General features: G+C 32.9%; 22 protein-coding genes. 13 read left to right on the forward strand and 9 right to left on the reverse strand.

The genetic code is table 11. The features are described 5' to 3' along the window. Nucleotides 1-78: 78 nt before the first annotated feature. The 4 genes from MARIT_RS08765 to MARIT_RS08780 all read left to right on the forward strand — a co-directional run bounded on the left by MARIT_RS08765 (nt 79) and on the right by MARIT_RS08780 (nt 5,435). Complete coding sequence (locus MARIT_RS08765) at nt 79-1,326, forward strand: M48 family metallopeptidase (protein ID WP_100211320.1); 1,248 nt, start codon at nt 79-81, stop codon at nt 1,324-1,326. 68 nt (nt 1,327-1,394) lie between these two features. Further along, nucleotides 1,395-3,611 (forward strand): RelA/SpoT family protein, encoded by a 2,217-nt coding sequence (locus tag MARIT_RS08770; protein WP_024739902.1) that lies wholly within the window; start codon nt 1,395-1,397, stop codon nt 3,609-3,611. Nucleotides 3,612-3,685: 74 nt separating this feature from the next. Further along, complete coding sequence (locus tag MARIT_RS08775; protein WP_024739903.1) at nt 3,686-4,141, forward strand: Fur family transcriptional regulator; 456 nt, start codon at nt 3,686-3,688, stop codon at nt 4,139-4,141. A gap of 22 nt (nt 4,142-4,163) precedes the next feature. Then, complete coding sequence (locus MARIT_RS08780) at nt 4,164-5,435, forward strand: adenylosuccinate synthase (protein ID WP_024739904.1); 1,272 nt, start codon at nt 4,164-4,166, stop codon at nt 5,433-5,435. 373 nt (nt 5,436-5,808) lie between these two features. On the opposite strand, the gene dnaJ is transcribed toward MARIT_RS08780, so the two are convergent. From dnaJ to MARIT_RS08805, 5 genes are all read right to left on the reverse strand, one after another. Further along, the gene (gene dnaJ / locus MARIT_RS08785) at nt 5,809-6,933 is read right to left on the reverse strand and encodes a molecular chaperone DnaJ (protein ID WP_024739905.1); all 1,125 of its coding nucleotides are present in this window, start codon (nt 6,931-6,933) and stop codon (nt 5,809-5,811) included. Between the two features lie 74 nt (nt 6,934-7,007). Beyond that, nucleotides 7,008-7,568: a nucleotide exchange factor GrpE gene (locus MARIT_RS08790; RefSeq protein ID WP_100211321.1), complete on the reverse strand. Its 561-nt coding sequence runs from the start codon at nt 7,566-7,568 to the stop codon at nt 7,008-7,010. A gap of 134 nt (nt 7,569-7,702) precedes the next feature. After that, a complete protein-coding gene (murA, locus tag MARIT_RS08795; RefSeq protein WP_024739907.1) occupies nt 7,703-9,016 on the reverse strand; it encodes a UDP-N-acetylglucosamine 1-carboxyvinyltransferase in 1,314 nt (437 codons plus the stop codon). 3 nt (nt 9,017-9,019) lie between these two features. Further along, nucleotides 9,020-9,661 carry a DUF4290 domain-containing protein gene (locus MARIT_RS08800; RefSeq protein WP_024739908.1) on the reverse strand — a complete coding sequence of 214 codons (642 nt, stop codon included), beginning with the start codon at nt 9,659-9,661 and terminating at the stop codon, nt 9,020-9,022. A 145-nt stretch (nt 9,662-9,806) separates the two neighbouring features. Beyond that, entirely contained in the window at nt 9,807-12,137 is a 2,331-nt protein-coding gene (locus tag MARIT_RS08805) for an ATP-dependent helicase (protein ID WP_100211322.1), read from the reverse strand. 221 nt (nt 12,138-12,358) lie between these two features. Here MARIT_RS08805 and MARIT_RS08810 point away from each other — a divergent pair, with 221 nt between their 5' ends. After that, nucleotides 12,359-12,871, forward strand: a complete 513-nt coding sequence (locus MARIT_RS08810) for a DUF7935 family protein (protein ID WP_024739910.1) — start codon at nt 12,359-12,361, stop codon at nt 12,869-12,871. A 103-nt stretch (nt 12,872-12,974) separates the two neighbouring features. Here MARIT_RS08810 and MARIT_RS08815 read toward each other — a convergent pair whose 3' ends face one another. Together MARIT_RS08815 and MARIT_RS08820 are read right to left on the reverse strand one after the other, a co-directional pair. Further along, nucleotides 12,975-13,820 (reverse strand): sulfurtransferase, encoded by an 846-nt coding sequence (locus MARIT_RS08815; RefSeq protein ID WP_100211323.1) that lies wholly within the window; start codon nt 13,818-13,820, stop codon nt 12,975-12,977. A 31-nt stretch (nt 13,821-13,851) separates the two neighbouring features. Beyond that, the gene (locus MARIT_RS08820) at nt 13,852-15,177 is read right to left on the reverse strand and encodes a dicarboxylate/amino acid:cation symporter (protein ID WP_100211324.1); all 1,326 of its coding nucleotides are present in this window, start codon (nt 15,175-15,177) and stop codon (nt 13,852-13,854) included. Nucleotides 15,178-15,354: 177 nt separating this feature from the next. Here MARIT_RS08820 and MARIT_RS08825 point away from each other — a divergent pair, with 177 nt between their 5' ends. After that, nucleotides 15,355-15,993, forward strand: a complete 639-nt coding sequence (locus tag MARIT_RS08825) for a DUF937 domain-containing protein (RefSeq protein WP_100211325.1) — start codon at nt 15,355-15,357, stop codon at nt 15,991-15,993. A 90-nt stretch (nt 15,994-16,083) separates the two neighbouring features. Further along, on the forward strand, nt 16,084-16,389 hold the full coding sequence (locus MARIT_RS08830) for a DUF6787 family protein (RefSeq protein ID WP_024739914.1): 306 nt from the start codon (nt 16,084-16,086) through the stop codon (nt 16,387-16,389). Between the two features lie 31 nt (nt 16,390-16,420). Here MARIT_RS08830 and MARIT_RS08835 read toward each other — a convergent pair whose 3' ends face one another. Continuing rightward, nucleotides 16,421-16,702, reverse strand: a complete 282-nt coding sequence (locus MARIT_RS08835) for a hypothetical protein (protein WP_100211326.1) — start codon at nt 16,700-16,702, stop codon at nt 16,421-16,423. Continuing rightward, a complete protein-coding gene (locus MARIT_RS08840; protein WP_024739916.1) occupies nt 16,695-17,861 on the reverse strand; it encodes a dipeptidase in 1,167 nt (388 codons plus the stop codon). The genes MARIT_RS08835 and MARIT_RS08840 overlap by 8 nt, the downstream gene beginning before the upstream one ends. 60 nt (nt 17,862-17,921) lie before the next feature. Here MARIT_RS08840 and MARIT_RS08845 point away from each other — a divergent pair, with 60 nt between their 5' ends. The 6 genes from MARIT_RS08845 to MARIT_RS08870 all read left to right on the forward strand — a co-directional run bounded on the left by MARIT_RS08845 (nt 17,922) and on the right by MARIT_RS08870 (nt 23,655). After that, a complete protein-coding gene (locus MARIT_RS08845) occupies nt 17,922-18,548 on the forward strand; it encodes an NUDIX hydrolase (RefSeq protein WP_024739917.1) in 627 nt (208 codons plus the stop codon). Between the two features lie 80 nt (nt 18,549-18,628). After that, a complete protein-coding gene (locus MARIT_RS08850) occupies nt 18,629-19,459 on the forward strand; it encodes a lysophospholipid acyltransferase family protein (protein WP_024739918.1) in 831 nt (276 codons plus the stop codon). A gap of 5 nt (nt 19,460-19,464) precedes the next feature. Beyond that, nucleotides 19,465-20,553: a M42 family metallopeptidase gene (locus MARIT_RS08855; RefSeq protein ID WP_024739919.1), complete on the forward strand. Its 1,089-nt coding sequence runs from the start codon at nt 19,465-19,467 to the stop codon at nt 20,551-20,553. Nucleotides 20,554-20,588: 35 nt separating this feature from the next. Then, nucleotides 20,589-21,134, forward strand: a complete 546-nt coding sequence (locus MARIT_RS08860; protein ID WP_024739920.1) for an NUDIX hydrolase — start codon at nt 20,589-20,591, stop codon at nt 21,132-21,134. 276 nt (nt 21,135-21,410) lie between these two features. Continuing rightward, nucleotides 21,411-22,643: an imidazolonepropionase gene (hutI, locus tag MARIT_RS08865; protein ID WP_024739921.1), complete on the forward strand. Its 1,233-nt coding sequence runs from the start codon at nt 21,411-21,413 to the stop codon at nt 22,641-22,643. A 1-nt stretch (nt 22,644) separates the two neighbouring features. Next, nucleotides 22,645-23,655 (forward strand): formimidoylglutamase, encoded by a 1,011-nt coding sequence (locus MARIT_RS08870; RefSeq protein WP_024739922.1) that lies wholly within the window; start codon nt 22,645-22,647, stop codon nt 23,653-23,655. Nucleotides 23,656-23,666 lie beyond the last annotated feature (11 nt).

Below are 23,666 nucleotides of genomic sequence, written 5' to 3' on the forward strand. Positions count from 1 at the left end.
GTATCATTGTATATGTCTTTATTAACTTCTTTTCAATTCTCAATAAAATGAATGGCATAACAATTTAAAATACACTCTATGACTCCTACTATCCTCTTCTACATCCTAATAGGAATTTTATCACTTAGCTTCTTTATTAGCAAAGTATTAGACTATCTCAATGCCCAACATTTTGAAGATGATATTCCTAAAGAACTCATTGATGTTTATGATACAGAAGCCTATCAGAAGTCTCAAGATTATAAAAAAATAAATTACGAATTTTCAAATATTACCGATACCTTTTCTATAGTGGTTACACTTGCCTTTTTCTTTTTGAATGGATTTAGATATCTTGATGATTTTGTGAAAAGCATTTCACAAAATAGCACCATAGTAACACTACTATTTTTTGGTATTATTATGATTGGCAGCGATCTCTTAAGTATTCCTTTTTCATACTATAGAACCTTTGTCATTGAAGAACAATTCGGATTTAACAAAACCAATAAAAGGACTTTTTTCTTAGACAAGCTTAAGGGTTGGTTAATGATGGCTATTCTTGGAGGAATTATCCTAACACTTATGTTGCTCTTATACGAGCTAACCCAAACGTCTTTTTGGTTATACTCTTGGATATTGATAGCTGCATTCTCGATTTTTATGAATATGTTTTACGCTCAATTAATCGTTCCCTTATTCAATAAACAAACACCTTTAGAAGAGGGTGAATTAAAAACAGCCATTGAAAATTATGCTAAAAAGGTAGGTTTTGCACTAGATAATATTTTCATAATTGATGGCTCAAAGCGTTCTACGAAAGCAAATGCATACTTCTCAGGGTTTGGCAAACAAAAACGAATTACACTATATGATACACTACTCACAGATCTTAATACCGATGAAATTGTTGCTGTTTTAGCACATGAAGTCGGTCATTATAAGAAAAAACATATCATTTTTAATTTAATAAGCGCTATACTACTAACAGGGATAACATTGTTCATACTTTCTCTTTTCATTAACTCCTCAATACTATCAGAAGCATTAGGCGTTGGCATGCCTAGTTTTCATATAGGCCTCATTGCTTTTGGAGTTTTATACACCCCCATCTCAGAAATCACCTCATTATGCATGAATTATATTTCAAGAAATTTTGAATATCAAGCTGATAATTATGCTAAAGAAACCTTCTCTGAAATTGCCTTGATCTCCTCCTTAAAAAAGCTTTCTAAAAACAGTTTAAGCAATTTGACTCCGCATAAATTTTATGTTTTCGCTCACTATTCACACCCTACTTTACTTGAACGTATCAAAAACTTAAAGAACTCAATAAAAACTTGCTAATTAAAATTCTTTATGCTACTTTTCCTATGCAAAACAAATCGTTTTTAATTTTACGGAAGAAGTAGCCTATGACATATACAGCAACCCTAGAGGAAGAAAACAAAGAAATAGCAAATCGTTATAAAGATTTAGTAAAAAACACCTACAAAGACCTTTCTAAGGAAGACAACACCTTAATACGAAAAGCATTTGATATTGCTGTAGAGGCGCATAGCGAGCAACGAAGAAAAACAGGGGAACCTTATATCTTTCATCCTATTGCTGTTGCCAAAATAGTGGCCAATGAAATTGGTTTAGGTGCTACTTCTATTGCTGCTGCATTACTACACGATGTTGTAGAAGATACCCACTATACTATTGAAGATATGGAGCGCTTATTTGGTAAAAATATTGCACGCATTGTCAACGGTCTTACTAAAATATCAAATCTAAAAAAAGAACAAAACTATTCTTTACAAGCAGAAAACTTTCGTAAAATGCTGCTTACCTTACATGATGATGTACGAGTTATCTTAATTAAAATAGCAGACCGGCTACATAATATGCAAACTATGGATGCAATGCCATCTCATAAACAAGTTAAAATAGCCTCAGAAACCTTGTATATATACGCACCTTTAGCACATCGACTAGGCTTATACAATATTAAAACTGAATTAGAAGATCTGGGCTTAAAATATACAGAACCAGAAGTGTACACTGATATACTTACCAAAATAAAAGAAAGTAAAGAAGAGCAACAAAAATACATTACCAGTTTTACAGATACTCTAAAGACAGCCCTTAACAAAGAAGGTTTTTCTTATAATATCAAAGGGAGATTCAAATCTATTTTCTCCATTAGAAGGAAAATGCGTAAACAAAATGTATCCTTTGATGAAGTGTATGATAAATTTGCTATTCGTATTATTTATACTCCTACTTCTAAAGATGAAAAATTTGACGCTTGGAAAATTTATTCTATTGTAACAGATTTCTTTAAACCAAATCCTTCTCGACTTAGGGATTGGATTTCTCAACCTAAAACAACTGGATATGAAGCTTTGCATATTACAGTAATAGGCCCTGAATCTAAATGGGTCGAAGTACAAATTCGCTCAGATAGAATGGACGAAATCGCTGAAAAGGGCTATGCTGCTCATTTTAAGTATAAGCAAGGAAATCTTAAAGAAAATGGATTAGAAGGTTGGCTCAATAAACTGAAAGAAACTCTTGAAAATCAAAATATAAATGCTGTTGATTTTGTTGAAGATTTCAAGCTGAATCTATATGCTAAAGAAATTTATGTCTTTACGCCAAAAGGCGACTTAAAATCACTTCCTAAAGGAGCCTCTGCTTTAGATTTTGCTTTTTCAATTCATACAGGAGTAGGACTAAAATGTCGCGGTGCCAAAGTAAACGGGAAATTAGTTCCTTTAAATCATCAACTCAATAGCGGCGATCAAGTAGAAGTACTGACTGCTTCTAATAATAAACCCAACATTCGATGGCTTGATTTTGTTATAACAGCTCGTGCAAGAACAAAAATAAAAGCTGCTCTAAAAGAGGAAGAAAAGAAAATAGCTGAAGAAGGAAAAGCCATTTTAGCCAGAAAACTACGTCATTTAAAAATTACTTTGAACGAAAAAGTAATTAATGAACTGGCTAATTACTTTGAACTAAAAACAAGTTTTGACCTCTTTTATAGAATTGGTAATGGCGCTATAGACAACTCTCAATTAAAAGCTTTTGCTAACCAACGTAGCGGAGCAATCATGTCTTTCATAAAAAATCGATTCAAAAGAGTACCTTCTAAAGAAATTATAAATAAGGAAGAAGTTACTCATAAATATGACGCTTTAGTTTTCGGAAAAGAAGAGCAAAAATTAGACTATAAATTAGCAAAATGTTGTAATCCTATTGCAGGTGATAAAGTTTTTGGATTTGTAACAATTAACGAAGGAATTAAAGTCCATAAGAAAAACTGTCCTAACGCAATTTCTTTGCAATCTAACTACGCCTATAGAATTATGCTTGCAAAATGGATTGACTCTTCTAAACAAGAATTTAAAGCCATTTTACATGTTAGTGGAGTTGATAACAAAGGGATTGTTAATAATCTTACCCGTATAATATCTAGCAATATGAACGTATTTATAAACAGTATTAATATAGCGGGAGAAGAAGGTGTCTTTGAAGGTAAACTATCACTAAGCATTAAAAACATCAATCAATTGAACAAATTGATAGCTAGTATTCAAAAGGTTGATGGAGTACAAAAAGTAGAACGTATTAACACTTTATAAATATCCTTTCTACTTATTTTTAAAATTAATTCAGAAATTAACGTAAATTTGCCACTTCGTAAAAATTATAATCAATGAGTAACTCTGTTGAAAATCAAGAAATCGTTAAAAAAGTATTTACCGCTTTTTTAGAGGAAAATAAGCATAGAAAAACCCCCGAAAGATATGCAATACTTCAGGAAATCTATGAGGTAGATGATCATTTTGATATAGAATCTTTATATATCAATATGAAAAACAAAAACTATCGTGTTAGTAGAGCTACACTCTACAATACCATAGATTTACTATTAGACTGTGGTTTGGTTAGAAAACATCAATTTGAAGGGCAAACCATGGCTCGCTATGAAAAAAGTTACTTTGATAAAAACCATGACCACGTTATCCTAACAGATACAGGTGATGTAAAAGAATTTTGTGACCCACGAATTCAAATTATCAAAAAAACTATCGAAGATGTTTTTGATATCGATATTCATAACCACTCTCTTTATTTTTACGGAACGAAAAGACAGAATAAAAAAGACTAACACAATACACAAACACAACTAAATGGCTGTAGATTTATTACTCGGATTGCAATGGGGAGACGAAGGAAAAGGTAAAATAGTAGATGTACTTACCTCTAATTATGATATTATTGCTAGATTTCAAGGAGGACCTAATGCAGGGCATACCTTAGAATTTGATGGTATCAAACATGTATTAAGAACAATTCCTTCTGGAATCTTTCATAAAAAGTCAATAAATGTAATTGGAAACGGGGTAGTAATAGACCCTGTTGTTTTTGTACAAGAATTAGAAGGACTTAATAAGTTTGATATTGATTATAAATCAAAATTAATTATCTCTAGAAAGGCACATGTTATTTTACCAACTCATCGCTTACTAGATGCTGCTTCTGAGGCTTCTAAAGGAAAAGCAAAAATAGGCTCTACCTTAAAAGGAATTGGACCTACCTATATGGATAAAACGGGCAGAAATGGTATTCGAATTGGTGATTTAGAGCTAGATAACTGGAAAGAAAAATATAGAAATCTAGCAAATAAGCACGAAGCTATGATTAACTTCTATAATGTTGACGTACAATATAATTTAGAAGAAATGGAAGCAGAATTCTTTACTGCGGTTGAGCGACTCAAAGAATTACAGTTCATCGATAGTGAAGAGTATTTAAATAAAGCTCTTAAAGAAGGTAAAACAATTTTAGCCGAAGGAGCTCAAGGTTCTTTGCTTGATATTGATTTTGGTACATATCCCTTTGTTACCTCTTCTAATACAACTGCCTCTGGGGCTTGTACTGGTTTAGGAGTTGCTCCTAATAAAATTAAGGAAGTATATGGAATATTTAAAGCCTACACTACACGCGTTGGTTCAGGTCCTTTTCCTACAGAATTATTTGATGAAGTTGGTGAAGAAATGGCAAAAGTGGGTCGTGAGTTTGGAGCTGTAACAGGAAGGCCAAGGCGTTGTGGATGGCTAGATTTAGTGGCCTTAAAATATGCTTGTCAAGTAAATGGAGTTACTCAATTAATGATGATGAAAGGAGATGTTCTTTCTGACTTCGATCATTTAAAAGTTTGTACTTCTTACGATTATAAAGGAAAAACGATTACTCATTTACCTTATAATATTGAACCTGAAAATGTAACTCCTATTTATACAGAATTTCCTTGCTGGAAAGAAGATTTGACTCAAATGACAGCAGAAAGTGAGTTTCCAAAGGAATTAAACGAATACATTGCTTTTTTAGAGAAAGAATTAGAGATACCTATTAAAATAGTATCTGTAGGTCCGGATAGAAAACAAACTATTCATAGATAACAAATAAAAGCAAAAAGAGGCTATTTTTAAGTAAAATAGCCTCTTTTTTTATGCTTACCCCTATTTACTTAAGCTTCACTACATCTATTTTTCCTCACAATTCAAAAATAATTGACTTTTAAAACTTTCTGAGAAATGGAGAAGCTTACAATTTAGATCAACACGGCTCTTTTCATAACCACAACCTTTATTTGGGATTGATCTATAAAAACTTTAATAGATATTCTTAGATCATAAAAAAACCCACTCAAAGAAAATTGAGTGGGAAAATTGCTATGAAAAAGAAAAAGTGTAATTGGATATCTCCAACTACACTTCAAAGATAATATCTTTTTTTAAAGTGACAAAACTTTTTTACAAAATTTATTTATTTCTAAGAAAACATATCTTTTACCTTTTCAAAAAATGATTTATCCGATCGTTGCGGACTAGGCGCAAAGTTATCGTCTTCTTGCATTTTTTCAAAGAATTGCTTTTGTTCTTTTGTTAGCTCCTGCGGAGTCCATACATTAATATGTATTAAAAAATCACCAGTACCATAGCGTTCTATACTTGGCAATCCTTTTCCTTTTAATCGAAGGATCTTTCCAGATTGCGTACCTGAATCTATTTTTATTTTTACTTTTCCTGTAACTGTTTCTATTTCTTTAGAAGTTCCTAAAACAGCTTCTGAAAAATTAATGTACAAATCATAATGGATATTACTTCCTTCTCTCTTTAATTTTTCATGCGAAATTTCTTCTATTAAAACTAATAAATCTCCTGCTATAGAATTTTTACCCGGTGCTTCATTTCCTTTCCCTCCTACTTTTAGTTGAACTCCTTCTGAAACTCCTTGCGGAATATTAATTGATACTGTTTCTTCACTTACCACTAAACCTTGCGCATCTGCCCCATTAGGCTTACTCTTTATCATTTCACCCGCTCCATGACATGTAGAACAAGTTGTGGCCGTTTGCATTCTACCCAATATAGTATTGGTAACTCTCATTTGCTGCCCTGACCCGTTACAGGTCGTACAGGTTTTATAAGTAACCCCTTTTGCTTGTACCTTTCTACGTACTTTTACCTTTTTCTCTACTCCATTTGCAATCTCTTCTAAAGTTAACTTTACCCTTATACGGAGATTACCTCCTTTTACTCTTGCTTGTCGTTGTCTTCCTCCACCGCCGAATCCACCACCAAATCCACCGCCAAAAATATCACCAAATTGACTAAATATATCATCCATATTCATTCCGCCGCCGCCAAATCCGCCGCCGCCATGACCTCCTTCAAAAGCAGCATGACCAAATTGATCATAACGCGCTTTCTTATTCTCATCGCTTAAAACCTCATAAGCCTCCGCTGCTTGCTTAAATTTTTCTTCCGCAGCTGAATCATCCGGATTTTTATCTGGATGATATTTTATTGCCATTTTACGATATGCTTTCTTTATTTCTGCCTGAGATGCAGATTTTGAAACACCTAATATTTCGTAGTAATCTTGTTTTGCCATTTTAATTTCAATTGATAACTAACAGTCTATCATCGTATTTTTACCCCAAACTGTTAATCAATAATTAGTAATTGTTATACTTGCCCTATAACTACTTTTGGATAACGGATTATCTTATCTCCTAACTTATACCCTTTCTCTACACAATCTATAACCTTTCCTTTCAAATCATCAGAAGGCGCTGGAATTTGGGTAATTGCTTCATGAATTTCTGTGTCAAAAACATCTCCTTTAGCTACCTCTATGGCCACTAACCCTTTTTGTTCTAATGTTTTTACCATTTTCTGGTAAATTAATAAAACTCCTTTACGCAATTCTTCTGCTTCTTTATCATCTTCAATATGCATCAAGGCTCTTTCAAAATCATCCAAAATTGGCAGTAAAACTGTCATTAATTCCTGCCCTGCTGTTTTAAACAACTCAATACGTTCTTTAGTGGTTCTTTTTTTATAATTTTCGAACTCAGCAAATAAACGCAAATACTTATCCTTTTCTACTTGAATCAACTCTTCTGTTGTTAACTCTTTAGCCATTTCTTCCGCTGTTTCCTCTACCACTTCCTTAGTTTCTTCTGTTGAAGCTCCCTCCGCTGTATCTTTTATTGCTTCCTCTTTTATATTTTCTTCTTTACTCATTTTCTAAAGTATCATTAAATTGTACACCTTTCATTAGCAAGAATACTGCCAATAAAAAAATAGTGCCAACTTGACACTATTTTTAGTAAATCTTTTATAAGAAATAGTAAGATTCAGTGCTATTTTTGTAGCAACTAGCCTTCTATTCTTTCTATTTTGGCTCCTATAGATTTTAAACGTGCTTCAATATTTTCGTAGCCTCTATCTATTTGCTCTATATTATTAATAATACTTGTTCCTTTTGCTGATAAAGCAGCTATTAATAAAGATATTCCTGCACGAATATCTGGAGAAGTCATTTTAGTAGCTTTTAACTGACTGTCAAAATCATGTCCTATTACTGTAGCTCTATGCGGATCACATAGAATTACTTTTGCTCCCATATCTATCAGTTTATCTACGAAGAACAAACGACTTTCAAACATTTTTTGATGAATCAATACAGTTCCTTTTGCTTGTGTAGCTACTACCAAAATAATACTTAATAAGTCTGGCGTAAAACCAGGCCATGGGGCATCTGATACTGTTAATACAGAACCATCTATATAGTTTTGAATTTCATAACTTTCTTGTTCTGGAATATAAATATCATCTCCTTTTCTTTCTAATTTAATTCCTATTTTTCTAAACACATTTGGTATTTGCCCAAGGTCTTTCCAACTTACATCTTTTATTGTTAACGCTGAACGCGTCATAGCTGCCATACCTATCCAACTTCCTATTTCAATCATGTCTGGAAGCACATTATGCTCACAACCTTTTAAACTATCAACTCCTGTTATTTTTAGTAAATTAGATCCAACTCCTGTTATTTTCGCTCCCATAGCATTCAACATTTTACATAACTGTTGAATATATGGTTCGCAAGCTGCATTATAAATAGTGGTTATCCCCTCTGCTAACACAGCCGCCATAATAATATTGGCAGTTCCTGTTACAGATGCTTCATCAAGTAACATTTCTGTTCCTTTTAAACCTTCCTGTGCTTCTACTCCGTAAAAATACTCCTCTTTATTATAGCGAAATTTTGCTCCTAACTTTATAAAACCTTCAAAGTGGGTATCTAAGCGCCTTCTTCCGATTTTATCTCCTCCCGGTCTTGGAATATACCCTCTACCAAAACGAGCTAATAGCGGTCCTACAATCATAATAGACCCTCTTAAAGAACTTCCATCTCTTTTAAATTCTGCTGATTCTAAGTATGACAACTTAATATCATCAGCCTGAAAGCTATATGTATTGGCTGCCAGTTTTTCTATTTTTACGCCTAGCTCTCCTAAGATAAAAATCAGTTTATTAACATCAATTATATCCGGTATATTTTTGATAATTACCTTTTCAGGAGTCAATAAAACAGCACAAACAATCTGCAACGCTTCATTTTTTGCCCCTTGCGGTGTAATAGTTCCACTTAATTTGTGCCCTCCCTCAATTTTAAATGACGCCATGAATTACCTCTTTCTGTATTTATTATTGTTATTTTTTCCTTTCGAGTGTTTCGTATTCTGACCTTGCCCCGATCGTTTCTTTAGCAGTTCTTTGCTCTCTGCCAATTTTTCTTCTGTTTCCCTAAGATCTATTCTACCATCAGACAATTCAAATAAGTGCTTAAATATTACGGCATCATCTACGGTGTCTTTGTTCCAGTTTAAATAACATTTCTTCATATGATTTGCTATTGTAAACACAAGAGCTTCTTTTTTATCTCCTTCTTCCCAACTTAAGGCAATATCTATCATCGTTTGAATATTATTTCCATAATAACGGTATCTAGAAGCTGATTTAGGATAAGGTAATCCTTCTGGCTTTCCTTTCAACTCCTCTTTTGAAGGCTTTTCATAAGGAGCATCAGCATCTAACTGAAAATCAGACATGATAAATAATTGATCCCATAACTTATGCTTAAAATCAGGAACATCTCTCAAGTGGGGCTGTAAATTCCCCATTACATCTACAATTGCCTTTGCCATTGTATTTCTTTCTTCCTTGGTTTCTAATGCCATACAATGATCTACTAATTTTTGTATATGCCTACCATATTCTGGTATAATCATTAATGGTCTTTCTGAATTATATTCTAAATCAAATGTCATTTTTATGTTATTTTTTGTGAAGTGTTCTCAATACATTTTCTTTTTCTTCTACATCAAAAGAAAACACTCGAACTGACATGTTTATAATCATCATTATTAAACGCTGCAAAATAGGGATTTATTTTGAGTTTCAGTCAACTAATCTCTATCCAATTACTTTTAATTTTGCGAATTGCAGTAATAGTTTCTTTTTACCTACCGTTCCAAATTTAATTTCTGCTTTTTTATTAGGTCCTTTTCCTTCTAAACCAAGTACTTCTCCCGTTCCGAAACGATTGTGTTCTACGATATTACCCACTGCTATTTCTCCTGTAAATGAATTAGCACTAGAGGTAGTGGGTTTATTAGGTATTTTTTTTAATTTTTTAGCAGGAACTAATGTTTTTTTCTCTTTTTTATCTAAAAATTCCTTTCGCTTCTTTTGGATTGGTTTTTGAAATCGGAGTCTTGTTGGCTCTTCATCTTCAAATATCCCTTTATCTACAAAACGGTTGATTGCCGACTCTGGTCTTTTAGGAGCTATGTGCGCTACATACTTTTCATCTATTTCTTCCAAAAATCTACTGGGTTCTCCATCGGTTAATTTTCCCCAACGATAACGCGTTTGCGCATAAGTAAGATAAGCTACTTTTTCTGCTCTTGTAAGCGCTACATAAAATAAACGTCGTTCTTCTTCTAATTCACTACGCGTATTCATACTCATTGCCGATGGAAATAATGTTTCCTCCAACCCTACAATATACACGTACGGATATTCTAGCCCTTTTGATAAGTGAATGGTCATTAGCGAAACTCTTGGAGTATCATCTTTTTCACTATCAAAGTCAGTTGCCAACGCTACATCTTCTAAAAAAGCGGTTAGAGAAGCATCTTCTCCTGTTTCTATTTTATCGGTTATGAAGTCTTTTATTCCATTTAAAAGCTCCTGCACATTTTCTACCTTACTAATTCCTTCAGGAGTTCCATCTTTTTGTAAGTCTTTAACAAACTGTGTTTTCTTTGCTACCAAATCGGCTATTTCAAATGCATTTTTTGTTTGCGCTTCTATTTGAAAACGCTGCATCATATTAGCAAAGTTTTGTAGTTTGTTTTTTGTTCCAGCATTTATCTTTAAATCAATTTTATCTATATTTTTAACGATTTCGAATATTGATTTCTTATAATGATTCGCCGCAATCATTAATTTATCAATTGTTGTTGCTCCTATACCTCTTGCAGGATAATTGATAATTCTTTTTAAAGCTTCTTCATCATTAGGATTGATTAACATTCGCAAATAAGACAGTAAATCCTTTATTTCTTTTCGTTGATAAAAAGAAATACCTCCATAAATCTTGTATTTTATGTCTTTTTTTCGCAATGCATCTTCCATTGCTCTTGATTGCGCATTTGTTCTATATAAAATAGCAAATGAATCGTTGGTCAATTGCTCGTTCATTTTATTTTCCCAAATAGACTGCGCTACGAATCGTCCTTCTTCTCCATCAGAAATAGTTCGCATTATTTTTATAGGTTCTCCTTCATCATTTGCCGTCCAAACCTCCTTATCTAATTTCGTTTTATTCTTATCAATTACGCTATTAGCCGCTTCTACTATATTTTTTGAAGACCTATAATTCTGTTCTAGCTTAAACGTTTTTACATCTGGATAGTCTTTTTGAAAATTTAAAATATTATTAATATTAGCTCCACGAAAGCTATAAATACTTTGAGAATCATCTCCTACTACGCATATATTCTGGAATCGATCCGCTAAAGCTCTAACTATTAAATATTGAGAATGATTTGTATCTTGATACTCATCTACCATAATATATCTAAAGCGGTCTTGATATCTTGCTAATACTTCTGGAAAGCGAGCTACTAATTCATTTGTCCTCAATAATAGATCATCAAAGTCCATTGCTCCTGATTTAAAACATCTATCTACATATTCTTTATAAATTTCTCCTACTTTCGGCCTGCTTGCTTGCAAATCGGCCTCTTGTAAATCTGAATTATTAAAATAAGCTCTTACAGTTATTAAACTATTCTTAAAAGAAGATATTCTTCCCAAAATCTGCTTGGGTTTATATCGTTCTTTATCTAATTTCATTTCTTTTATAATTGTTGTCAATAAACGAACAGAATCTTGAGAATCATAAATCGTAAAGTTAGAAGGGTATCCTAATTTATCTGCTTCTGATCGTAATATACGCGCAAAAACAGAGTGAAAAGTTCCCATCCACAAGTTTTTAGCCTCACTATGCCCTACTACCCCTGCAATACGCTCCTTCATTTCACGTGCTGCTTTATTTGTAAAAGTTAGTGACAATATGTTAAACGCATCAACCCCTTGCTGCATCAAGTGAGCAATTCTATAAGTTAGCACCCTTGTTTTTCCTGATCCTGCACCTGCTATTATTATCATTGGGCCGTCTTTTTGTAAAACGGCTGCTCTTTGTGGTTCGTTAAGTTGCTCTAAATAAGTTTCCAAGTATTATTTTTATTGAAAGAATTTGATGCTCGAAATTTAAGTATTCTTTAGTTGCTATTATTAGTGTAATCCTTTTTTTTATTCACAAATTTCTCTTTGCTATTCTTTATTTCCTTAAAGTTTCGCTGCTTACTCGATAATAGTTGAATATTTTTTATTTCTTTTAAATAAATTATTCTGGTAGTTAGTACTATATTCGCACTCTTAGAAGTTATTATTTTATGGAAAACAAAATATTAGAAGGGCTAAGTTATGCTTTGCCTGCCATTGTAACTGGTTTAGTAGCCTATTATTTTTTTAGTAGCTTTTTGAAACATAATGCAACTGAAAAAAAATTTAAGGCTTTGGCTGAAAGAAAAAGAGCGTCTTTGCCTATAAAACTCCAAGCTTATGAACGTTTGCTCTTATTTTGCGAGCGTATTCATCCATTAAAGTTATTGGTCAGAGTAAAACCTATTGGAAATAACACCAACGCTTATTTACAACTACTTATTGGTAATATGGAACAAGAATTTGACCATAATCTTGTACAACAAATTTATATTTCTGAAGATACTTGGACTGCCATTATTACAGCTAAAATTGCAATTATAAACAAGTTAAAAGAGCTTTCTGAAACTGCCAAAACTGCTGATGAGTTAAGAGAAAATATCTTAGCTAATTATTCTAAAAATATTTCTCCTACTGAAACCGCGATTTCTTTTATTAAAAATGAAGTAAGAAAGCTTTTATAAAAGTGGAGTACTTGGGGGTATGTTCTTAAATTCATGAAATTAGGAGTTCCTTCTAAAAGATCACCTTGGTACAAAATATACCAAGGTGATTTTTTTATTAAGGTTATTTTTCAATAGGCAACTTATGATTACTTCCCCATTCTGTCCATGAGCCGTCATAAACACCATAGTTTTTATAGTTTGCTATATCTGCTCCTAACGCTAATATACAAGCAGTAATTCCTGATCCGCAAGAAAACATCATCTTTACTTTTTCTTTGTTCACCTTTTCAAATAAGATTTCTAATTGACGCGAAGATTTCATCAACCCTCCCTCTTGTAACAGTCCATAAGGTAAGTTAATTGCACTAGGAATATGACCTGATCTTACTTCTTTTCTTGGTTCAGGCTCTTCTCCTTTAAATCTACTGGAAGAGCGCGCATCAATTATTAATGAATCTTTTACACTCAGTACAGTTAATAATTCTTTTGTGCTAATTATCTTTTTATTTTGGAAATTCACCGTAAAATTTCCTCTTGTTTTCGCAGTTATGATTTTCTTATCTTCCGTAGGAAAGCCTTTACTTTTCCATTCAGGGAAACCTCCATTTAAAACTGCAACATTTTCAAAGCCCATCACTTTAAACATCCACCAAACTCTAGGACTTGAATAAGTTCCTAAATCATCATAAACAATGATACAACTGTCTTTTGAAATTCCTAGCTTTTGGCTTTCCTCTTCAAATTTATCAGGAGGCAGCATTGTATTCGGTAATGGAGAATTTTGATCCGAAAAAATAGTTTTTAAATCGAAAAATAAAGCTCCTTTTATTTGTTTCTCTTCTTCCTTAAAATCATCTTTATTTCCTATTTTTTTTATCGTTGCATTTAATATTACCAAATTCTGATTCTCCATATTTTCATACAGCCAATCAACAAATACAATAGCTTTATGTACTCTTAATTCCATAAATAAAACTTATTACTATACGACCCTTTATTTATTTAACAGCTTCATAATGATCATCCCAATTTTTTGGAGCTGGTATTCCTAATTTGCCAACTGACTTTGCTACAATCATAGAAACAGTTGCATCTCCTGTTACATTTATTGTTGTTCTTAACATATCTAAAGGTCTATCAACAGCAAAAATTAAGGCCAATGCTACAGGGTACAAATCTTTTGGAAATCCCACTGACTCTAACACTATAACTAACATCACCATTCCCGCTCCTGGCACAGCGGCACTTCCTATTGACGCTAATAACGCTGTTAACACAATAGACATTTGATTCGCAAATCCAAGCCCCTCTGGCCATAGCACCTGCATTACAAAAACAGCTGCTACTGCTTGATACAAGCTTGTTCCATCCATATTTATAGTTGCTCCAACTGGTAACACAAAACTTGATACTTCCTTATCTACTCCTATATGCTCTTCTACACGCTCCATCGTTACAGGCAAGGTTGCCGCGCTTGAACTTGTTGAAAAAGCCAATAATTGAGCTGGACTCAATTGTTTTAAAAACCACATAGGGTTTTTCTTAGTGTAAATACTAACCAAAATACAATAAAAAATAACCATTGCTAACAAACCAATAATCACCACTCCTGCATATTTTAACAAGGCTAATAAAACTTTTGGGTCTCCTGAAGTAACCATAACATTTGCCAGTAATGCAAAGACAGCATAAGGAGAAACTAACATAATGATATCTACCATTTTAAGAATAGCATCATTTAAACTATCAAAAAAGTTTTTTAATGGTGCAGCTTTCTTTTCCCCTATCAACAACATTGAAATTCCTAAAAATATAGTAAAAAATATAACCCGTAACATCGCCTTATTATCACTCATCGCCTTTACAGCATTATCTGGAACCATATTTACTACGAATTCCAATGGTCCACTTTTTTGCTGTTTTGTAGCCTCTGTTATTTTGGCAGAAATACTAGAGCTCCCTGCATATTTTTCTGTTAACTTATCTACTGTTTCTTGAGAAATTCCATTGCCAGGTTCAATCATATTTACTAGAAAAAGACCTATAGTAATAGCAGCTATAGTCGTTCCTATATAAATGATAATGGTTCTAACACCTATATTTTTAAATTTTGAAATATCTTTTAAATCTGAAATCCCTTTTATTAATGATGCAACTATTAGAGGCACTGCTATTAACTTCAATAATTTCACAAAAATAGTTCCTAATGGTTTTATCCAATCAGCCACAAAATCCTTCCAACCAAATTTAAGGGCTAAAAAACCGAATATCAATCCCACAACCATCCCTATTAAAATTTGCCAATGCAATGCTATTTTTTTCATATCTACTAAGTAATTTATGTTTTTATTAACTTTTACAAGTTATGGGTAAAGATAAAAAATACTATAAAGCATCCTATTTTTAATGCTCTTTTTTAGTTTTTCTTGTGACTTCCTTTTTGTATCTTGTGTCTTAATTTATGTAAAAACATATTTATCATTCATATTTAAACAATAAAAATGGCAGGAATTTTAGATTTATTGAATAGCGACTTAGGGAAAACGATTATTTCAGGTGTAGCAGGATCTACTGGGCAAGACACAGGAAAAACAAGTAGTGTTTTAACGATGGCTTTACCAGTGCTAATGAAAGCAATGCAACGAAATACCACTACTCCAGAAGGTGCTGCGGGGTTGATGGGAGCTTTAAAGAAACATGACGGAGGTATTTTGGATAACTTAGGCGATTTATTTGGAGGTGGTGTTAACGATGATGTGACACAAGACGGAAGCAAAATTCTAAACCATGTTTTAGGTGATAAACAACAAGGTGTAACACAAATCATTGGTCAAAAAGCTGGAATAGATAGCGGTTCAGTTGCCAATATTTTAAAAACAGCTACTCCTCTTTTAATGGGAGTGCTAGGACAGCAATCACGTCAAAATAATGTAAATAATTCAAATCAACTGAATGGTTTACTAGGAGGGTTGCTAGGTGGTAACGATACACAACAAGAACAAAGCTTTTTAGAAAAAATTTTAGATGCTGATGGTGACGGAAGCGTTATTGACGATGTAGCTGGAATGATTTTAGGAGGTGGAGAACAAGGAAAATCTGGAGGTCTTGGTGGGCTTCTTGGCGGTTTATTTGGAAAATAATTGCCATTTTTACAAAAAATATAAAAGGTCAAACAAATTTTGCTTGACCTTTTTCTTTTATATACTTTTGCATCAAACTTTATTATTCTTATGGAGAAATTAAAACAGCGTTGGGGAATTACGAATAACTGGAGTGTTATAGCAATATTTATTGTATTTGCCATCAATGGCTCTTTTGCCGCTTGGGTTGCCAAACCTATCACTACTTTCTTAGGGATTTCTCCTGATATAACTAGCCCTTGGATATACTACCCATTGCGCATATTACTCATTTTTCCTATTTATCAAACTACCTTACCTATCGTAGGCTGGCTCTTTGGACAATTTAGCTTCTTTTGGGAATTTGAAAAAAAGTTTCTAAGCCGATTAGGGCTAGGGTTTTTATTTAAAAAATAAGTTTTAAACTCTTTAAAAGTAACTTCTTTTTTTACCTCTTTTCCATTGCTCTATTATCTTTTTTAAAGATATAAGAATAACACCACATTAAAGTAAAAGTAGGAAGTACATCTATCCCTGGCATTGCTTCTTCTATAAAATTTAAAACCGCTCCTATTTTTCCCTTTTTTCCATCATACATTCTCATCATCAAATAAGCAGATATAGGTGCCCATATAATATCTAATAATTCACCTACTCCTGGAATTATAAAAGAAACATACCCTATCACATCAAAAAGTAAACTCAATACTAATTTTCTTCTTTTACTCATCTGGCAAATTATTTAATAACAAGCGTTTTACGTTCCCTCCCATTATTTTCTGAATATCTACTTTAGAAATCCCTAACTTCAACAACTCTTCAACAACTAAAGGTAAGCCAGTAACATCAATACTTGCTTTTACTGCCCCATCAAAGTCAGATCCTAATGCAACAAAATCTACTCCTACAAGATGTACTACATATTGTATGGCTTTTGCTGTTTTTTTCACAGAACTTCCACAGACTGCTTTAGGAAACATAGCAATGCTAATTAAACCTCCTGTTTTTGCTATTCCCTTAATATGCTTATCAGATAAGTTCCGAACATTGTTACAAGTTCCTTTGACTCCAGTATGAGAACTAACAAGTGGCTTCGTTGTTATTTTTAAAATATCATCAATCATTTTTGGAGAAGCGTGCGCTACATCAACAATCATATTTTTAAGTTGCATTCTTTTTATCACTTCCTTCCCAAACGCTGTTAATCCTCCTCCAGAAACACCATGTGCAGATCCTCCTAATTTATTATCAAAAAAATGGGTAGGCGCCATCATTCTTACCCCTGCATTAAATAATACATCTATATTTTCTATATTTCCATCTAAAGCATGAGCTCCTTCTACTCCTAAAAATCCAGCAGTGATCTTAGGATTTTTTTCTTTCTTTAATATATAACTTTCTAAATCTTTTTTAGAATTAATTATACTAAACTTTCCTTTAGATTTTTCAGCAAAATCATACAATCTCGAGCACTGTATCAATGCCCTTTCTGTTAAACTAGTCCACGATTTAAAAGAATTTCCTTGCGCTAACATAAGCATTGTTATTTGATCCGTATCTGCTGCATTTTTATCAAAATTTTGTCCTTTGGGCGATTTTGTTACAATGGTAAATGCCTGCAACCCCATATTTGCTTCTATCATTCTAGGAATATCTACGTGTCCATAGGTTTTAGCATCCAATAAATTTCTCTGCCATAGTAATGCATCACAATGCATATCTGCTATAAACTCCAGTGAATCATATACTTCCTTAGCTTTCTTCGAAACTTGATACGGAGGTAATAAAGCTGTTTTATTTTGCATTTTATCTACCTGTGAAGGCATTAAAAGAGTTGCCAAAAAATATAATGTGATCAATCCTGTTAATATATTAAATAGCTTTTTCATTTTACATTTTTATAATTATTATATGAACTTTTAATATGTTTGCCTAAAGTAATCATTTCTATGGATTTTAACACGTTTTTATCAAAAGTCCCTCTTATCAAAACAAAAAGACTAGGAGGTCTAGATGCTCAATTCAAACTAGCTCCAGAGATGCGTTTGCGCTATTCCGAAAATAAAATAAAAGCTTTAAACCCTAGAAAAGCTGCCGTTTTAGCTTTATTTTACCCTAACGAAGCTTCTCAAACCTGTATTTTACTAACTAAAAGAGCTAGTTATAAAGGCACTCATTCTGCACAAGTAAGTTTTCCTGGTGGAAAAGTTGATAAAACAGATAAGAACTTACAAGAAACTGCTTTAAGAGAAGCTCATGAAGAAATGGGCATTCCAAAGAATTTAGTAACGGTACTTCGTGAAACAACAGACGTTTATATTCCTCCTAGCAATTTTTTAGCAACTCCTTTTATTGCTGTAAGTTCACAAAAACCTGATTTTATAATGAATGAAGAGGTTGCCGAAACAATTGAAGTTCTGGTTGCAGATTTATTAAATGACGCCAACATTAGCGCTGTTAACCTTTCAACTTCTTATGCTACAAATATAAATGTACCCTGCTTTAAACTAAATAATTATACTGTTTGGGGAGCAACTGCTATGATGTTAAGTGAAATTAGAGAACTATTAATTTAACATTCTTAGGTAATTCTTTCGTACTTTTGTATTTCGCTCTTTTTTTAAAAAAGCGATTTTAACTAATAAACTAACATATAATGCCTCTATTAAAAAGAAATCCTTTTGGACATATTTTATTTTTAAAGAAATGGTTAATTAGAATCTTTGGCGTAATTTCTCACGGTCGCTATCGTAGATTTAACGACTTGCAAATTGAAGGCTCTGAAATCATTAGAGATCTCCCCCATGCTAATGTTCTGTTTGTTTCTAACCACCAAACTTATTTTGCGGATGTTGCCGCTATGTTTCATGTTTTCAATGCTTCTTTAAAAGGACGCGTTGACAATATTAAAAACATAGGGTATATCTGGAATCCTAAATTAAATTTATACTATATTGCTGCAGGTGAAACTATGCGATCTGGTTTACTTCCTAAAATATTCGCTTATACAGGGTCTGTTTCTATTGATAGAACTTGGCGTAGTGCTGGAAAAGATATCAAAAGACAAGTTAAGATGTCTGATATTTCCAATATTGGAAAAGCCTTAAATGATGGGTGGGTCATTACTTTTCCGCAAGGTACAACCACCGCTTTTAAACCTATTAGACGAGGAACGGCACATATCATTAAAACCTTTAAACCAATAGTTGTTCCTATTGTTATTGACGGTTTCAGACGCTCTTTTGATAAAAAAGGGCTACAAATAAAAAAACGAAATGTATTGCAATCTATGGTAATAAAAAAGCCATTAGAAATTGATTATGAAAACGAAAGCATGGATAGCATTGTCGAGAAGATTCAATATGCAATAGAACAACACCCTTCATTTTTAAAAGTATTATCTCCAGAAGAATTAAAGGAGCAAGAAGATTTCATTAGAAGCAGACGCTTCTGGGGAGCTGACAACAAAGAAGAACGTAAAAATTAAGAAATATGGCAAATAAATCAATTTTGAATGAAAAGTCTTTAGATTTTTTAGAAAGATACTTGAATAATGCATCTCCTACAGGATATGAGTGGGAAGGTCAAAAAATTTGGATGGATTATTTAAAGCCATACGTAGATGAATTCATTACTGATACTTATGGTACCGCTGTTGGTGTTATTAACCCAAAAGCTAAATATAAAGTAGTTATAGAAGGACATGCTGATGAAATTTCTTGGTATGTAAATTATATTTCGGATAATGGGTTGATCTATGTCATTCGCAATGGAGGTAGTGATCACCAAATAGCTCCTAGTAAAATTGTAAACATACATACTAAGAATGGGATTGTTAAAGGCGTATTCGGATGGCCTGCTATTCATACACGTGATAAAGGAAACGAGGAAGCTCCTAAACCAGATAATATTTTTATAGATACTGGCTGCGCTACCAAAGAAGAAGTTGAAAAATTAGGAGTACATGTAGGCTGTGTTATCACTTACCCTGATGAATTTCATGTTTTAAATGGTGATAAGTTTGTTTGCCGCGCTTTAGACAATCGTATGGGAGGATTTATGATTGCAGAAGTAGCTCGTTTATTAAAGGAGAATAACAAAGAACTACCTTTTGGATTATATATTACAAATTCTGTTCAGGAAGAAATTGGCTTACGTGGTGCAGAAATGATTACCAATACAATTCAACCAAATGTTGCAATCGTAACTGATGTAACGCATGATACTACCACACCTATGATTGACAAAAAGAAAGAAGGTCATTTAGAAATGGGGAAAGGACCTGTGATTGCTTATGCTCCTGCTGTTCAACAAAAGTTACGTGATTTAATTACAGATACTGCAACAATTAACAAAATCCCTTTCCAACGCTCTGCTTTGTCAAGAGCTACTGGTACTGACACTGATGCTTTTGCTTATAGTAATGGTGGTGTTGCAGCTGCATTAATATCATTACCGCTTCGTTATATGCATACTACTGTAGAAATGGTTCATAGAGAAGATGTGGAGAATGTGATTAAAATGATTTATGAAACATTATTAAATATAAAAGAAGGAGAAACGTTTTCTTACTTTAAATAAAACCAAAATCCCGCTTTTACGCGGGATTCTTTTTTATGGACGAACTAATAGCTATTGTTGATCATACAGGAAATTATACAGGAAAAACCTGTTTAAAGTCAGAAGCACATATAAATGGATTTTTTCATTTAACAGTGCACATTTGGTTATATACTAGTAATGGTAAAATTTTGCTTCAAAAAAGAGCTCCTTCTAAAAAAGTTTTCCCCAATATGTGGGATATTTCAGTAGCAGGTCATGTGGCTGCTAGTGAAAAGATCATGACCGCAGCTCTCAGAGAAGTTAAAGAAGAAATAGGATTAAAAATAACAGCGAAAGAGCTTTTTAAAATAACTGTGCGCAAACATCAAATATCACATTCAAATGGAATTCAAGATAACGAATTTCATCATGTTTTTATTACCGAACTAACCTGCCCTTTTGACTCATTAACCCTTCAAAAGGAAGAAGTATCTGAACTCAAATTATATCCGCTTGAAACTTTGAAGAATACTCAAAAGCTGAATAATATATTGCTTCCTCAGTATCACGATTATTATTGCTTCGTGTACGATAAAATCTTAGAAAAAATCAACTCATAATGCCTATCTTCCCACTATAATATCTGTTTATTTACAGGCCCGCAATTCCTAAAAACAAGCATAAAGGTTTATAACACCTAGCTATCCTTCTAAAAAAATTCAGTTAGAAGGCTATCAAGTGACGTAAGATTTAGCATTAATATTCCATTTACTTCCCTTTCCTCAAAATAAATAATGAAATTAGAACCAATACTAAAAAAACTTATTCCTTCCAAAAAAGCAACATAATTATTAGTTTTTAATGTAAGTTTGCTACCTTAAAATTACAAATTTCACATGGCTACTTTATTGATAAACATCAAAGAATTAATTCAAGTAAGAGAAAATACTATTACCAAAGTTTCAGGAAAGGAGATGGGGATTTTACCTACAATTAAAAATGCTTTTCTGTTGCTCGAAAACGATCAAATAATTAACTACGGCAGTATGGATACTTTAGACACCTCTGCTGATGAAATTATTGATTGCACAGGTAAAATGATATTGCCTACATGGTGTGATTCTCATACCCATATTGTGTATGCTGGTAATAGGGAACAAGAATTTGTAGATCGAATTAATGGATTGACTTACGAGGAAATTGCTAATAATGGAGGTGGAATTTTAAATTCTGCTAAAAAACTACAGCAAACTAGTGAAGAAGATTTGTATCATCAATCTGCCCAACGATTAAAAGAAGTTATTTCGTTAGGTACTGGTGCTATTGAAATAAAATCAGGATATGGGCTCACAGTTGATGCTGAACTAAAAATGCTACGTGTCATCAAAAAACTTAAAGAAAATTTTGAGCTACCTATTAAGGCAACTTTTTTAGGTGCTCATGCCTTTCCGCAAGAGTATAAAGAGGACAAAGAAGGCTATATTGATTTAATTATCAATCAAATGCTTCCTCAAGTTGCAGCAGAAAACCTAGCTGAATTTATAGATGCTTTTTGTGAAACAGGATATTTTTCTGTTGAAGATACTTCCAAGATTTTAGCAGCAGCAAAACCATACGGATTGATTCCTAAGGTTCATGTCAATCAATTTACAACCATTGGAGGTATTCAAATGAGTATCGCTCAAAATGCTTTATCTGTCGATCATCTAGAAGTAATGAATTCAGAAGACATCAATGCTTTAAAAAACACGGATACAATGCCCGTTGCACTTCCTTCATGTTCTTATTTTTTAAGCATCCCATATACCCCTGCTAGAACTATTATTGATGAAGGACTTCCTTTGGCCTTGGCTACAGACTTTAACCCTGGATCAACCCCCTCAGGCAATATGAATTTCGTGGTAGCAACTGCTTGTATAAAAATGAAAATGACTCCTGAAGAAGCTATAAATGCCGCAACAATCAATGGAGCCTATGCTATGAACCTATCTAATCAAGTTGGAAGTATTACCAAAGGCAAAAAAGCTAATTTTATAATTACTAAAGAAATTCCTAGTTACGGATTTATTCCTTATAATTTTGGTACTAACGTAATTGAAAGCGTTTTTATTAATGGTAAAAAAATTTAATATGTTACATATTTTCACGCAAGATGAAATCCGTCAATTTATAAACCTTAGAGAAGGTGAGGTAAAATTAGGAGAAGTTATTTCTACTATTCATGATCCTGAAAACTTTTTCAAACAGGTAGAAAATAGCAAATCAAAATTCGTTATCATAGGAGTTCCTGAAGATATTGGGGTGAAAATGAATAAGGGAAATGGCGGAGCACATACTGCTTTTACCCCTAGTTTAAAAGCTCTTCTTAACATCCAAGAGAATCAATTTATAACAGGAAAAGATATCCTTCTTTTAGGTTATTTAGATTTTTTAGAGGTAGCTCATGATTTTACTCCTGATGATCCTGAAAAAGGAGATTACTTGGTAAAGCAAATTGATTTAGAATTATCAAAATTAATCCATTTTCTCATTTCGGTAGGAAAAACCCCTATTATAATTGGAGGAGGCCATAACAATTCCTACGGAAACTTAAAAGGTTTAGCTACAGCCAAAAAATCCTCTATTAATGTAGTCAATTTAGATGCTCATACTGATTTGCGAAAACTTGAAGAACGCCATAGCGGTAATGGATTCTCTTATGCTATACATAATGGCTTTTTAGATCATTATTTTATGTTCGGGTTGCATCAAAATTATACCCCTCAATATATTTTTGATCGTATTCATGAAAACATGAAGCTGGAGTACAATACTTTTGAAGCACTAGAAATATACAAATCTGTTCCTTTTGAAAACGAATTACAACGAGCTTTAAACTTTATCAAAGAAAAGCCTTTCGGTATTGAAGTTGACTTAGACGCTATCCAAAATTTTCCAAGTAGTGCAATGACTCCTACTGGATTTTCACCGCAACAAACTCGACAATTCGTTCATTTCTTCGGAAAGAACAAGAACGCTAGCTACCTACATATATGTGAAGGAGCTCCTTCTGTGATGCAAGATGACCTAGCTATCAATCAAGTAGGTAAATTTATAAGTTATTTAATTACTGATTTTATAAAAGCGAACAACAGACGCTAAGTAATTTTTCA

Origin of the sequence: Tenacibaculum maritimum NCIMB 2154, assembly GCF_900119795.1 — a bacterium.
GTDB classification, from domain to species: Bacteria; Bacteroidota; Bacteroidia; order Flavobacteriales; family Flavobacteriaceae; genus Polaribacter; species Polaribacter maritimus.

What these genes read in the sequence shown, in the direction of transcription:
- MARIT_RS08855 (WP_024739919.1), top strand. Translation starts at nt 19,465, where the DNA reads ATGGCAAATAAATCAATTTTGAATGAAAAGTCTTTAGATTTTTTAGAA.
- MARIT_RS08775 (WP_024739903.1), top strand. Translation starts at nt 3,686, where the DNA reads ATGAGTAACTCTGTTGAAAATCAAGAAATCGTTAAAAAAGTATTTACC.
- MARIT_RS08790 (WP_100211321.1), bottom strand. Translation starts at nt 7,568, where the DNA reads ATGAGTAAAGAAGAAAATATAAAAGAGGAAGCAATAAAAGATACAGCG.
- MARIT_RS08825 (WP_100211325.1), top strand. Translation starts at nt 15,355, where the DNA reads ATGGCAGGAATTTTAGATTTATTGAATAGCGACTTAGGGAAAACGATT.
- MARIT_RS08815 (WP_100211323.1), bottom strand. Translation starts at nt 13,820, where the DNA reads ATGGAATTAAGAGTACATAAAGCTATTGTATTTGTTGATTGGCTGTAT.
- MARIT_RS08820 (WP_100211324.1), bottom strand. Translation starts at nt 15,177, where the DNA reads ATGAAAAAAATAGCATTGCATTGGCAAATTTTAATAGGGATGGTTGTG.
- MARIT_RS08800 (WP_024739908.1), bottom strand. Translation starts at nt 9,661, where the DNA reads ATGACATTTGATTTAGAATATAATTCAGAAAGACCATTAATGATTATA.
- MARIT_RS08840 (WP_024739916.1), bottom strand. Translation starts at nt 17,861, where the DNA reads ATGAAAAAGCTATTTAATATATTAACAGGATTGATCACATTATATTTT.
- MARIT_RS08870 (WP_024739922.1), top strand. Translation starts at nt 22,645, where the DNA reads ATGTTACATATTTTCACGCAAGATGAAATCCGTCAATTTATAAACCTT.
- MARIT_RS08860 (WP_024739920.1), top strand. Translation starts at nt 20,589, where the DNA reads ATGGACGAACTAATAGCTATTGTTGATCATACAGGAAATTATACAGGA.
- MARIT_RS08835 (WP_100211326.1), bottom strand. Translation starts at nt 16,702, where the DNA reads ATGAGTAAAAGAAGAAAATTAGTATTGAGTTTACTTTTTGATGTGATA.
- MARIT_RS08770 (WP_024739902.1), top strand. Translation starts at nt 1,395, where the DNA reads ATGACATATACAGCAACCCTAGAGGAAGAAAACAAAGAAATAGCAAAT.
- MARIT_RS08850 (WP_024739918.1), top strand. Translation starts at nt 18,629, where the DNA reads ATGCCTCTATTAAAAAGAAATCCTTTTGGACATATTTTATTTTTAAAG.
- MARIT_RS08780 (WP_024739904.1), top strand. Translation starts at nt 4,164, where the DNA reads ATGGCTGTAGATTTATTACTCGGATTGCAATGGGGAGACGAAGGAAAA.
- MARIT_RS08765 (WP_100211320.1), top strand. Translation starts at nt 79, where the DNA reads ATGACTCCTACTATCCTCTTCTACATCCTAATAGGAATTTTATCACTT.
- MARIT_RS08830 (WP_024739914.1), top strand. Translation starts at nt 16,084, where the DNA reads ATGGAGAAATTAAAACAGCGTTGGGGAATTACGAATAACTGGAGTGTT.
- MARIT_RS08810 (WP_024739910.1), top strand. Translation starts at nt 12,359, where the DNA reads ATGGAAAACAAAATATTAGAAGGGCTAAGTTATGCTTTGCCTGCCATT.
- hutI (WP_024739921.1), top strand. Translation starts at nt 21,411, where the DNA reads ATGGCTACTTTATTGATAAACATCAAAGAATTAATTCAAGTAAGAGAA.
- murA (WP_024739907.1), bottom strand. Translation starts at nt 9,016, where the DNA reads ATGGCGTCATTTAAAATTGAGGGAGGGCACAAATTAAGTGGAACTATT.
- MARIT_RS08845 (WP_024739917.1), top strand. Translation starts at nt 17,922, where the DNA reads ATGGATTTTAACACGTTTTTATCAAAAGTCCCTCTTATCAAAACAAAA.
- dnaJ (WP_024739905.1), bottom strand. Translation starts at nt 6,933, where the DNA reads ATGGCAAAACAAGATTACTACGAAATATTAGGTGTTTCAAAATCTGCA.